The sequence below is a fragment of the Streptomyces sp. 4N509B genome, from assembly GCF_052245655.1.
In the GTDB taxonomy this organism is placed as follows: domain Bacteria; phylum Actinomycetota; class Actinomycetes; order Streptomycetales; family Streptomycetaceae; genus Streptomyces.
Genome location: NZ_JBQQBZ010000045.1, coordinates 13,726 through 26,481, shown reverse-complemented (window position 1 = coordinate 26,481; position 12,756 = coordinate 13,726). Strand labels below are relative to the sequence as shown.

General features: G+C 72.0%; 6 protein-coding genes and 1 pseudogene. 3 read left to right on the top strand and 4 right to left on the bottom strand.

The window, feature by feature from the left end; all coding sequences use genetic code 11:
* Positions 1-10: 10 nt before the first annotated feature.
* A pseudogene (locus tag ACTWP5_RS28335) lies at positions 11-832 on the top strand (carbohydrate ABC transporter permease); the annotation flags it as partial.
* 110 nt (positions 833-942) lie between these two features.
* Here ACTWP5_RS28335 and ACTWP5_RS28330 read toward each other — a convergent pair.
* From ACTWP5_RS28330 to ACTWP5_RS28320, 3 genes are all read right to left on the bottom strand, one after another.
* Positions 943-5,940, bottom strand: a complete 4,998-nt coding sequence (locus ACTWP5_RS28330; RefSeq protein ID WP_443223999.1) for an NAD-glutamate dehydrogenase — start codon at positions 5,938-5,940, stop codon at positions 943-945.
* 347 nt (positions 5,941-6,287) lie between these two features.
* A complete protein-coding gene (locus ACTWP5_RS28325) occupies positions 6,288-7,019 on the bottom strand; it encodes an HAD family hydrolase (protein WP_443223998.1) in 732 nt (243 codons plus the stop codon).
* A gap of 156 nt (positions 7,020-7,175) precedes the next feature.
* Positions 7,176-7,730 carry a DUF6912 family protein gene (locus ACTWP5_RS28320; RefSeq protein WP_443223997.1) on the bottom strand — a complete coding sequence of 185 codons (555 nt, stop codon included), beginning with the start codon at positions 7,728-7,730 and terminating at the stop codon, positions 7,176-7,178.
* A 140-nt stretch (positions 7,731-7,870) separates the two neighbouring features.
* Between ACTWP5_RS28320 and ACTWP5_RS28315 the strand changes: the two genes are divergently transcribed.
* A complete protein-coding gene (locus ACTWP5_RS28315; protein ID WP_443223996.1) occupies positions 7,871-8,314 on the top strand; it encodes an Rv3235 family protein in 444 nt (147 codons plus the stop codon).
* Positions 8,315-8,434: 120 nt separating this feature from the next.
* Here the strand turns inward: ACTWP5_RS28315 and secA are convergent, their stop codons facing one another.
* Positions 8,435-11,356 carry a preprotein translocase subunit SecA gene (gene secA / locus ACTWP5_RS28310; RefSeq protein WP_443223995.1) on the bottom strand — a complete coding sequence of 974 codons (2,922 nt, stop codon included), beginning with the start codon at positions 11,354-11,356 and terminating at the stop codon, positions 8,435-8,437.
* Between the two features lie 144 nt (positions 11,357-11,500).
* On the opposite strand from secA, the gene ACTWP5_RS28305 reads away from it, so the two are divergent.
* Positions 11,501-12,721 (top strand): winged helix-turn-helix domain-containing protein, encoded by a 1,221-nt coding sequence (locus ACTWP5_RS28305; RefSeq protein WP_443223994.1) that lies wholly within the window; start codon positions 11,501-11,503, stop codon positions 12,719-12,721.
* Positions 12,722-12,756: the final 35 nt, after the last annotated feature.

Sequence of the window (12,756 nt, the reverse complement as noted above, 5' to 3'; positions counted from 1 at the left end):
CGCACCCACCATGACCGCTCAGGCGCCAGAGCCACCGGCCCCGGACCGGCGCGAGACCTCGGCGGGGAAGGAGACGCCGTCCCTGTCCTCGCGCCTGGTGTCGCTCACCGCGGGTGGCGTCGTGCGGGTCTTCCTCGTCGTGATCGCCGCGCTGTGGCTGCTGCCGACGGCCGGGCTGCTCGTCTCCTCCCTCCGGGACCCGCGGGACGTCGCCGCCTCCGGCTGGTGGGAGTCGCTGACCAACCTCGACCAGCTCACCTGGGACAACTACGACACCCTGCTGAGCAACGAGGTCTTCACCGACTCCGTCTGGACGACGCTGGCGATCACCGTCCCCTCCACCCTCGCCGTCGTCGTCATCGGCGCGCTGGCGGCCTACGCCTTCGCGTGGCTGGACTTCCCCGGCCGCGACTGGTGGTTCCTGCTGGTGGTCGCCCTGCTGGTGGTGCCGGTGCAGGTGGCGCTGATCCCGGTGGCCGACCTCTTCGAGACGCTGGGGATCTTCGGGACCACGCTGGCGGTGATCATCTTCCACACCGCCTTCGGCCTGCCGTTCGCGATCTTCCTGCTGCGGAACTTCTTCGCGGAGATCCCGCGGGAGCTGCTGGAGGCGGCGCGGCTGGACGGGGCGGGGGAGATCCGGCTCTTCGCCCGCGTGGTGCTGCCGCTGGGCGGCCCGGCCATCGCGGCGCTCGGCATCTTCCAGTTCATGTGGGTGTGGAACGACATGCTGGTGGCGCTGATCTTCGCCGACACCAGCTCGCCGCCGATGACGGTGGCGCTCCAGCAGCAGATGCGGCAGTTCGGCAGCAACATCGAGGTGCCCGGCCCGGCGCCTCGTTCGTGTCCGTCCGGTGGGGACCGCCGGGTGTGGACGGGCCCGACGGACGGGCCCGACGGACGGGTTCGACGGACGGGTTCCTGGGCGGTCTGTCGGGCGGGTCAGCGGTTGCTGCGCAGCAGGGTGCGCATCGTGCGCATGGCGACCGAGAGGTTGGCGAGGTCGAAGGTGTCGGAGGACTGGATCTCGCGCAGCGTGGCGCGGGCGCGGCCGAGGATGGCGGCGTTCCGCTCCGACCAGGCCGCGAACCGCTCCTCGCCCGTGGCGTCGGGGCCACCCGCCGCCAGCACGTCGGCCGTGATCAGCTGGTGCGCGGCGTAGAGGTCCTCGCGGATCGCCGTGCGCGCCATCGACTGCCAGCGGTCCGCCCGCGGCAGCTCGCTGATACGGTCCTGCAGCTGCGAGATGCCGAGCTGGTCCCCGAGGTGGTAGTACACCTCGGCGACGTCCAGCAGCTCCCGACCGGTGCGGTCGGCGACGGCGACGATGTCCAGCGCCGGGAGGACCGCGGACAGGCCGGCGACCTGCTGGGCGAGGTCGGCGGGGACGCCCTGGGAGGTGAGCGTCTCGTGCATCTCCCCGTGGGCCCGCAGGTCCTGGCCGCGCAGCAGCTTCGGCAGCTCGGCCCACACCTGCTCGACGCGGTCCGAGAACAGCTCGATGGTCTCCGTCAGCTTCAGTGGCTGGGGCCGGTTGTTCAACAGCCAGCGGGCGCCGCGCTCCACCAGCCGCCGCGCGTGGAGGCGGATGCGGGTGAGGACGTCCGCGTCGACGTGGCTGTCGAGCTGCTCGGCGGTGTCCCAGATCTCGGCGAGGCCGAAGATCGCGCGCGAGGCGGTGTGGGCGCGGACGATCTCCTCCGTGGAGGCCCCGGACTCCTCGCCCATGCGGTGGACGAAGGAGCAGCCGCCCACGTTGACCGTGTCGTTGACCAGGACCGTGGTGATGATCTCGCGACGCAGCGCGTGGCTCTCCATCTGCGCGGCGAACCGCTCCCGTAGCGCGCTCGGGAAGTACGCGTACAGCAGGCGGCCCACGTAGGGGTCGTCGGGCAGCTCCGTGCCGACGAGCTCGGCGGTGAGGGTCAGCTTGGCGTAGGCCATCATCACCGACAGCTCCGGCTGGGTGAGCCCCCTGCCGGCGGCACGCCGCTCGTCGATCTCCTCGTCGGAGGGCAGGAACTCCAGCTCCCGGTCGAGCCGCCCCTCCTCGCTCAGCCGGCGGATCAGCCGCCGGTGGGCGAGGATGAGCCCCGGCGCGGTGGTCTGGGCGTTGGCCAGGGCGACGTTCTGGGCGTAGTTGGTGCGCAGCACGAGGCTGGCGACCTCGTCGGTCATCCCGGCGAGCAGGGCGTTGCGCTGCTTGACGGTCAGGTCGCCCGCGGCGACCACCGCGTTCAGCAGGATCTTGATGTTGACCTCGTGGTCGGAGGTGTCGACGCCCGCGCTGTTGTCGATGGCGTCGGTGTTGCACCGGCCGCCGGCCTCGGCGTACTCGATCCGGCCGCGCTGGGTGAGGCCGAGGTTCCCGCCCTCGCCGACGACGCGGGCGCGCAGCTCGCGGCCGTTGACGCGGATGGCGTCGTTGGCCTTGTCCCCGGCGTCGGCGTGGGACTCGGCGGAGGACTTCACGTAGGTGCCGATGCCGCCGTTCCACAGCAGGTCGACGGGGGCCTTGAGGATGGCCTTCATCACCTCGGCGGGGGTGAGCACGGTGACCGTGGGATCGATGCCGAGGGCCTCACGGGCCTGGGGGGTGAGCCCGATGGACTTCGCGGTGCGGGGATAGACCCCGCCGCCCTTGGAGATGAGCGCGCTGTCGTAGTCCGCCCAGGAGGAGCGGGGCAGCCCGTAGAGCCGACGGCGCTCCGCGTAGGAGGTGGCGGCGTCGGGGTCGGGGTCGATGAAGATGTGGCGGTGGTCGAAGGCGGCGACGAGCCGGATGTGCTCGGACAGGAGCATGCCGTTGCCGAAGACGTCGCCCGACATGTCGCCGATGCCGGCGACGGTGAAGTCCCGTGTCTGGGTGTCGTGGCCGAGCTCGCGGAAGTGGCGTCTGACGGACTCCCACGCGCCGCGGGCGGTGATGCCCATGCCCTTGTGGTCGTAGCCGGCGGAGCCGCCGGAGGCGAAGGCGTCGCCGAGCCAGAAGCCGTAGGAGACGGCCACCTCGTTGGCGATGTCGGAGAAGGAGGCGGTGCCCTTGTCGGCGGCGACGACGAGGTACGGGTCGTCGCCGTCGTGCCGCACCACCGAGGCGGGCGGGACGATCTCGCCGTCGACCATGTTGTCCGTGATGTCGAGCAGTCCGGAGATGAACGTGCGGTAGCAGGCGATGCCCTCGGCCAGCCACGCGTCCCGGTCGGCCGCGGGGTCGGGCAGCTGCTTGCCGACGAAGCCGCCCTTCGCGCCCACGGGGACGATGACGGTGTTCTTCACCTCCTGCGCCTTCACCAGGCCCAGGATCTCGGTGCGGAAGTCCTCCCGCCGGTCGGACCACCGCAGGCCGCCGCGGGCGACCGTGCCGAAGCGCAGGTGGACGCCCTCCACACGCGGCGAGTACACCCAGACCTCGACGGCCGGGCGGGGCTCGGGCAGCTCGGGGATGGCCTTCGGGTCGAGCTTCATCGACAGGTACGCGTGGGGGCGGCCGTCGCTGGCGTTCTGGAAGTGGTTGCAGCGCAGGGTGGCCTTGATGACGGTGAGGAAGGCACGCAGGATGCGGTCCTCGTCGAGGTTGACCACGTCCTCCAGCGCGAAGTCGAGCTCGGCGAGCAGGGCGTCGGTCAACTCCAGACCCGCCGCCTGGCGCTGCGGTGACAGCCGCGCCTCGAAGAGCTTCACCAGCAGCCTGGTGGTGTGGTCGTTCCTGCGGAGCGTGGTCTCCATGCTCTCGCGGGTGAAGCGGGCCCCGGCCTGCCACAGGTACTTGGCGTAGGCGCGCAGCACCATCGCCTGCCGCCAGCTCAGGTCGGCGGAGAGGACCAGCGCGTTGAACCCGTCGTCCTCGGCCGCGCCCGTCCACGCGGCGGCGAAGGCGTCCTGGAACCGCTCGCGGGCGTCGCCCCCGAGGTTCCGCGCCAGCGACTCGGGGATCCGCAGACCGAAGTCGTAGATCCAGGCGGGGGAGCCCTCCGCCGGACGCAGCAGGTACGGGCGTTCGTCGACGACCTCGACGCCCAGGTTGTGCAGGACGGGGAGGACGGAGGAGAGCGAGACGGGCTCACCGGTGCGGTAGATCTTGAAGCGGCGCTCCCCGGCGCCCGCGCCGACCGGCTCGTACAGGCTCAGCGCGAAGTCGCGGCCGGCGGGCTCCGGGACGGCGGGCTCGGCGGCCTCCCGCGGGGTCAGGCCGATGAGGTACTGGAGGTCGGAGACGGCTGCACGGGGTGGGAAGTCCGCCTTGTACCCCTCGGGGAAGGCGTCGAGGTACTGGCGGGAGAGCTCGGCGGCGTGCTCCTCGCCGAACTCGGCCAGCAGCGCCTCCGCGAAGCCGTCCGTCCACGACCGGGAGGCCTCCGCCAGGCGGGCCTCGATGTGGTCCACCTCGGACTCGGTGAGCTCCGGCAGCTCGGTGCCGGGCTCGACGCGGATCACGAAGTGCAGCCGGGAGAGGACGGACTCGGTGTTCCACGCGGTGAAGTCGACGCCGGTGCCGCCGAGCTCCTCGCGGAGGATCTCCGTCAGGCGGAGCCGCACGGACGTGGTGTACCGGTCCCGTGGCAGGTACACCAACGCCGAGTAGTACCGGCCGTACTCCTCCTGGCGCAGGAAGAGCCGCAGCCGGCGCCGCTCCTGGAGCTGGAGGACGGCGGTGGCGATGGTGCGCAGGGTGCTCGCGGGGGTCTGGAAGAGCTCGTCGCGCGGGTAGGTCTCCAGGATCTGGAGCAGGTCGCGGCCGCTGTGGCTGTCGGCGGCGAAGCCGGCCGCGGCGAGGACCTCCGCGACGCGGCGGCGGACGACCGGGATCTTCCGCACCGATCCGGTGTAGGCGGCGGCGGAGAAGAGGCCGAGGAAGCGGCGCTCGCCGACGACGTTGCCCTCGGCGTCGAACGTCTTCACACCGACGTAGTCCAGGTACGAGCGGCGGTGGACGGTGGCGCGGCTGTTGGCCTTGGTGAGGATGAGCAGCCGCGGCTCGCGGGCCTTCGCGCGCGCCGAGGGCGACAGGCGGTTGAACGCCGCCGAGGCCGAGGGGTGTTGGGCGCCGCGGTCGTGCGTCGGGTCGGAGCGCAGGATACCGAGCCCCGTGCCGGGGATCGCGCGCAGCTGGTCCCGGTCCCCGCCGTCCTCGTCCCGCACGAGCTCGTACTCGCGGTACCCGAGGAAGGTGAAGTGGTCGTCGGCCAGCCAGCGCAGCAGTTCGCCGGCCTCGTCGATCTCCCGCTGCTCGATCCGGTCCGACAACGGCTCGCTGGGCAGACCGTCGGCGATCTGGAGGGCGGCGGCGCGCATCTTGTGCCAGTCCTCGACCGCCTCGCGGACGTCGCCGAGGACGCGGCGCAGGTCGGCCTCGATCTGGGCGAGATCCTCGCGATCGGTCTCGCGGTCGGTCTCCACGTGGATCCACGACTCGATGACCGCGTCGGCCGGCAGCTGGTCCGGCTGGTACGTGGTGGCCGAGGGGCCCTCGGGGTCGCGTCCGGCGTCGAGGACCTCCAGGAGCCGGCCGGTGACGTCGCGACGCACCACGATCTGCGGGTGGATGACGAGGTGGATGCCGCGGTGCTGGCGGGTCAGTTCGTTGGTGACGGAGTCCACCAGGAACGGCATGTCGTCGGTGACGACGTCCACCACGGTGTGGCTGCAGGTCCAGCCCATCTCGTCGATCGTCGGCGTGTGGACGCGGACGTTGGCGGTGCCCTGGGGGCGGTGGGCGGCGAGCTTGCTGTGGGTGAGGGCGGCGCCTGCGACGTCCTCGGGCTGCCGGTCGGTGAGGTCCTCGGGGGCCACGTAGAGGTAGTAGCGCTGGAGGTAACTGCCGAGGGCGGCGTGGTCGATGACGGACGCCGCGTGCCCGCCGGCCGGTGTCCGCTTCGCTACCTCGGCGGCCTGTGCCAGCAGTTTGGCCTTTTCCTCGTCCAGTTGCTTGTTGTGCATGGTTCCTGTGGCTCCAAACGCCGCGAACGCCGCGCGCCGTTGCGCGACGTCGAATGGGGTGTCGGTGCGGTGCTCGATCCCCTGACGCGTGCGTCCCTGGGGAGAGCCGCTCCCGGTCGGTCCTTCGGTCCCGGCCCGTGGGGGCGGGGGCGGACCAGCGCGATCCCGAGCGGAGGAAGCCAGCCGTCTCCGGCTGGCACCGCGACGGCAATCGCACTCATCACTCAACCAACATACTCTGCCGCCTGCCCGCCCGGCGCGGGCCGGTGTCCCACCTCACCCGAGGCTCGCTCCGCGCCGAGGGAGGACGGCTCCGCCCGGTCGCGCGGGCGTCCGGCCGCTCGGCCTCAGCGCTCCGTGGGTATGGCCCCGGCCAGTTCCTCCGCGACGACCACGGCCTCCGCGAGGCTGTCCACCACGGGCACTCCCGCGTCCAGCAGCCGGCTGCGGCTGTGGGAGCCGCCCGTGTACAGCACCGCCCTGGCCCCGGCGTGGGCCGCCGCCAGCGCGTCGTCCACGGCGTCTCCGATGACGACGGTCCTGGCGGGGTCGAGCCCGTCCAGGCTGGCTCTGAGCGCCGCGACGTGGCGCGCCATCTGGTCGGACTTCCCCCGCATCACGCCGTCGCCGCTGTTCCCGTCGATTCTCACGAAGTGGCGGTCGATACCCAGGCGGGCCACCGTGGTCCTGAGCCGTTCGTGGGCCGCGAGCGAACACATCGACTGCGTGCCGCCGGCCTCCTGCCAGGACGCGAGCACGGCGGCGGCCCCCTCGGCCAGGCCGACGCCCTCGGCCCGCGCGGTGTAGTGCCGGTCGAAGGAGCTGTCCAGCACCGCCCACTCCTCCGCGGAGGGCAGCCTCCCGATCAGCCGCTCGTAGAACTGGGGAATCGGCACGCAGAACAGCTCGCGGTACCGCTCCAGGGTGATGGGCGGTATCCCGACCTCGGCGAACGAGGCGTTCGTCGCCTCCAGCACGACGTCGATGTCGTGGAGCAACGTGCCGTTCCAGTCCCAGACGATGTGGGCGCGGGCGGAGTCGGAACGGCGCTTCCTGGTCTCGCGGGTCGGTTCAACCATGCCTATGACGGTACGGGGCGCCACTGACAACCGCGACGAGATATGCGCCTCCGCGCCCACCCCGCGCGCCTGCCGCCGCGTGCGCCGCCGGTGTCCCCTTGTCCTGTTCCGGCCCCCGCGCCCGGCCGGCTTCAGACGCCTGACCGGCTCACGTCCTCACGGGCGCCCGCGCACCAGGTCCTCGATCTCCTGCACGGCGTACCAGAGCAGTTCGTGCTCGGCGACCGCGCCCCGCAGCCCGTCCGGCAGCCGGTCCAGCGCCGCCCCGCCCGGCGTTCCCGCCGTGTCCGCCGTTCCCTCCGCGCCCGGGTCGGCCGGTGCCAGGGCGGCGACCGCCGCCGCGACGTCGTCCTCGGCGTCCTCCCCGTCCACGTGGACCGAGGCCGCCCGCCGCAGCGCCACGGGCTCGACCAGTCGGACCTCTCCCGGCGCCCCGCCCGTGCCCGGCTCGGCCCGCACGGTCGGATCCGGCACGTCGGCCGCGAGGACCACGCGCCGCCGCGGCGCGGCGGGCTCGGCCGCGAGCAGCCGCAGCGACGCCTCGCCGGCGGCGCCGAGCGCCGCGTACTCCAGCTCCTCCTGGTCGTCCGCGCCGTACCACGCCCGCAGTCCCGGAGTGACGGCGTAGGCGGTCAGGGGCGCCGGCTCCACCTGGCCTGACCGGCGCAGTCGCGCGAGACCGGGGAGCGTGAGGGGGACGTAGACGCGCACCGGGCAAGGATACGGGGCGCGCCGGCCGACGTGCGCCCGATCGCCCCCGTCCTGCCTTGCCCAGTCCGTGCCTGGGTGATTACGATCCGCGTAAATTACCGTTCGGTAGCATTATCTCGGCACGACACGGGGGTGATCACATGAGTGGTCAGACCACTCGCACGCGGCGGATCGAGCGCGGACCCGGCGGCCCGACCGCGCCACCACGACGATCGGACCTTCGCCGCCCGGCCGGCCCGGCCAGGGCACGGGGACGACGCGCGCCTCATCACTGGTTCGCGGAACAGCTGTTGCTCGTCCTCAGCGGCGTCAGGCCGGTCCACTCGCTCCTCGGCCACACCCGCGACCGGGCCTACGAGCAGCTCAGCCGCGTCGCGCCACGCACCCCGCTCCGTCCCCCACCAGGTCAGCGCGGCGCGCCGACGCTGCGGGGCGTCGGCGCCTGCCTCCCGCACCCCGACGTGATCGAGGCGTTCGCCCGCGTCGCCGCGGGTGGCAGGACGCGCGCGCTGGCCTTCCGGCTGGAACGCGCGGACAACGGCCGCTGGCTGTGCTGCGCCGTCGAACTCGACACGGTGCGCTGAAACGCCGACGGTGTGGCCCCGCACGCCGAAACCGTGCGGGGCCACACCGTCAGTCACACCGAGAGGTCCGGGCGGCGCCCGGCCGTCCGGCCGGGCGCGACGAGCACCCCGGCGTCAGCCTCACTTCTTGCGGCGACGGCCGCCCTTCTGGGCCTTGCGGCGCTCCGCGCGGCTCATGCCCTGCTGGTCCGAGCCGCCGGCACCGGCCGCGCCGCCGGACCGGGAGCCGGCCCCCGCCTCGCCGCCACCGTCCGTGGCGAAGTCGCCCTCGACGACGCCGCCGGCGCTGTCCACGGTGGGCGCCGAGTAGTGCAGCCGGTTCGCGCGCTTGGGCATCTCGAGTCCCTTGGCCCGGATCGCCGGCGCCCCCTGGGCGCCCGCCGCGGCCTGCGCGCCACCGCCGGCAGCGGTCGCCCGCGCCGCGCCCGCGGCCACCGCGGCCTGCGGCTCGCCCTGCTCCGCCGGGGCCTTCGCGCCACCCTGCACGGGCACCTGCTCGACCTGCCGCTCAACCTGGACCTCCAGGTTGAACAGGTAACCGACGGACTCCTCCTTGATCCCGTCCATCATGGCCGTGAACATGTCGAAGCCCTCGCGCTGGAACTCGACCACCGGGTCACGCTGTGCCATCGCGCGCAGCCCGATGCCCTCCTGGAGGTAGTCCATCTCGTAGAGGTGCTCGCGCCACTTGCGGTCCAGCACCGACAGCACCACGCGGCGCTCCAGCTCCCGCATCACCTCGGAGCCGAGCTCCTTCTCCCGCTTGTCGTACTGGCGGTGGACGTCCTCCTTGACGGTGTTCGCGATGAACTCCGCCGTGAGTCCCTCACGGCCGCCGGCCTCCTCCTCCAACTCCTCCACGGTCACCGACACCGGGTAGAGCTGCTTGAACGCGCCCCACAGGCGCTCCATGTCCCATTCCTCGGAGAAGCCCTCCACGGTCTCGGCGTGCACGTACGCCTCGATCGTGTCGTCCATGAAGAACCGCACCTGCTCGTGCAGGTCCTCGCCCTCCAGCACCCGGCGCCGCTCGCTGTAGATGACCTCGCGCTGCCGGTTGAGGACCTCGTCGTACTTCAGGACGTTCTTGCGGATCTCGAAGTTCTGCTGCTCGACCTGGCCCTGGGCGGAGGCGATGGCCCGGGTGACCATGCGGTTCTCGATCGGCACGTCGTCGGGGACGTTGGCGATCGACATCACGCGCTCGACCATCTGCGCCTTGAACAGCCGCATCAGGTCGTCGCCGAGCGAGAGGTAGAAGCGGGACTCGCCCGGGTCGCCCTGCCGGCCGGAACGACCGCGCAGCTGGTTGTCGATCCGGCGCGACTCGTGGCGCTCGGTGCCCAGCACGTACAGCCCGCCGAGCTCCTTGACCTCCTCGAACTCCGCGGCGACGGCCTTCTCGGCGCGCTCCAACGCCTGCGGCAGGGCCGCGGTCCACTGCTCCAGGTGCTCGGGGTTGTCCGGGTCGAGTCCCTTGGCGCGCAGGTCCGCCTCGGCGATCTTCTCCGGGTCGCCGCCCAGCTTGATGTCGGTACCACGACCGGCCATGTTCGTCGCCACCGTGACCGCGCCCTTCCGGCCGGCCTTGGCGACGATCTCGGCCTCCTTGGCGTGGTTCTTGGCGTTGAGCACCTCGTGGCGCACGCCCCGCTTGTTCAGCTGCTGGGAGAGGTACTCCGACTTCTCCACCGAGGTGGTGCCGACCAGCACCGGTTGACCCGCCTCGTACTTCTCGACGATGTCCTCGACGACGGCACTGAACTTGGAGACCTCGGTGCGGTAGATGAGGTCGGGCTGGTCGAGGCGGGCCATCGGGAGGTTCGTCGGGATCGGCACGACGCCGAGCTTGTAGATCTGGTGGAACTCGGCGGCCTCGGTCATCGCCGTACCGGTCATGCCGGCGAGCTTGGTGTAGAGGCGGAAGTAGTTCTGGAGGGTGATCTTGGCGAGCGTCTGGTTCTCGTCCTTGATCTTCACCCCCTCCTTGGCCTCGATCGCCTGGTGCATGCCCTCGTTGTACCGACGACCCGCCAGGATGCGGCCGGTGTGCTCGTCGACGATCACGACCTCGCCGTCGAGGACGACGTAGTCCTTGTCCCGCTTGTACAGCTCCTTGGCCTTGATGGCGTTGTTGAGGTACCCGACGAGGGGGGTGTTCACCGACTCGTAGAGGTTGTCGATGCCCAGCCAGTCCTCGACCTTGCTGACGCCGGCGTCGTGGATGGCGACGGTCCGCTTCTTCTCGTCGACGTCGTAGTCGCCGGTCTCGGGCTGCTGCTTGGTGGGAACGGAGGCCTCGCCGCGCTCCAGCCGCGTGGCGAGCTTGGCGAAGTCGGCGTACCACTTGGTCGCCTGGTCGGCCGGTCCCGAGATGATCAGGGGGGTGCGGGCCTCGTCGACGAGGATCGAGTCCACCTCGTCGACGATCGCGAAGTTGTGCCCGCGCTGCACCAGCTCGTTCTTCGACCAGGCCATGTTGTCGCGCAGGTAGTCGAAGCCGAACTCGTTGTTGGTGCCGTAGGTGATGTCGCAGGCGTACTGCTCGCGGCGCTTGGCGGGCGACATGCCGGCCGTGATGCAGCCGACCGTCAGGCCGAGGAAGCGGTGGACGCGGCCCATCCACTCGGAGTCGCGCTGCGCCAGGTAGTCGTTGACGGTGATGAGGTGCACGCCGTCGCCCGAGAGCGCGTTGAGGTACGCCGGGAGGGTGCCGACGAGGGTCTTGCCCTCACCGGTCTTCATCTCGGCGACGTACCCGAGGTGGAGGGCGGCACCGCCCATGATCTGCACGTCGTAGTGGCGCTGCCGCAGCACCCGCTTGGCGGCCTCGCGCACCGTGGCGAACGCCTCGGGCAGGATGTCGTCGAGGCTCTCCCCGTCGGCCAGCCGCTCCCTGTACTCCGCGGTGAGGGCCGTCAGCTCCGCGTCGGACAGATCGACGAAGTCCTCCTCGATGGAGTTCACCTGGTTGGCGATGCGATTCAGCTTCCGAAGGATCTTTCCTTCGCCTGCACGCATGATCTTGTCGAAGACGGACACGAGGGCTGGTCTCCTTGCCGGTCGGGGAGCAGGCCCCAGGGGCCTTGAGTGGTGCGCGGGCACAGCGAGCATTGGCCCCGCCGCACCGGCCATGGTATGCGAGTGCCGCGAGGAGTGTCAGTGCTCGGCCCTACGATCCCTCGCATGACTGTCACCGCGACGCTCGCCGCCAGCCGTCCCGCCGCCGAGCTCTCCGCCGACGAGGCCCGCCGCATCGCGCTGCGCGCCCAGGGTCTGCTGGGAGCGCCCGACCGGAGAGCCGGCGTCCGTGGCGTGCTGCGACGGCTGGGCGCGGTGCAGCTGGACACCATCTCGGTGCTCGCCCGCTCGCACGAGCTGCTGCCGTACGCGCGGCTCGGCGCGGTCGGCCGGCCGGCCGTGGAGGCGGCGTACTGGGAGGGGGGCCAGTCCTTCGAGTACTGGTCCCACGCCGCGTGCGTACTGCCGATCGAGGAGTGGCCGCTCTTCGCCTTCCGCCGACGCCAGATGCGCGCCCGTGGCCACCGCTGGCACCGCCTCGCGGAGGGGGAGCGGACGCTGGACGAGGTCCGGGCACGGCTGGCGGACGCCGGCCCGCTCACCGCCACCGAGCTGGGCGGGGCCAAGAAGGGCGGACCGTGGTGGGACTGGTCGGAGACGAAGATCGCGGTGGAGTGGCTGCTGGACACGGGTGAGGTCGTCTGCCGGGAGCGGCGCTCCTGGAAGCGGGTGTACGAGCTCGCCGAGCGCGCCGTCCCCTCGGCGCTCTTCCACGACGACCTCGACGACCGGGAGTGCGTGCGGCGCCTGGTGGCCCAGGCCGGGGCGGCGCTCGGCGTCGCCACCCGCGCCGATCTCGCCGACTACCACCGTCTGCGGGCGGCCGAGGTCGAGAACGTGCTGCCCGACACCGGGTTGGTGCGGGTCGCGGTGGCCGGCTGGCGCGAGCCGGCGTGGGCCGATCCGGCAGCCCTGGAGCAGCCGCCCCGCGGGCGGCACAGGACCACGTTGCTGTCCCCGTTCGACTCGCTGGTCTGGGACCGTCCGCGCACCGAGCGGATCTTCGGCTTTTTCCACCGCCTTGAGGCGTACGTTCCCAAGCCCAAGCGCATATACGGATACTTCTCGATGCCGCTGCTGGCCGGCGGGCGCCTGCTCGGCCGGGTCGACCCCGCCCGCGAGGGGCGCACGCTGGTGGCCCGGCACGCCGCGTTCGAGGGGCCCGTGACGCGGGCCGCCAAGGCCGTGCCGGCCATGGCCGAGGCCCTGGTCGAGGCGGCGCGCTGGGTGGAGTGCGACGACGTCCGGGTGGAGCGGACCACGCCCGTCGAGCTGGCCCGGCCGCTGGCCGACGCGGTGGCAAGCGCGGCACCGGGCCAGCCCTGAGCACCCGGCGCGTGTCCGGCACCGGCCCGCTCGGC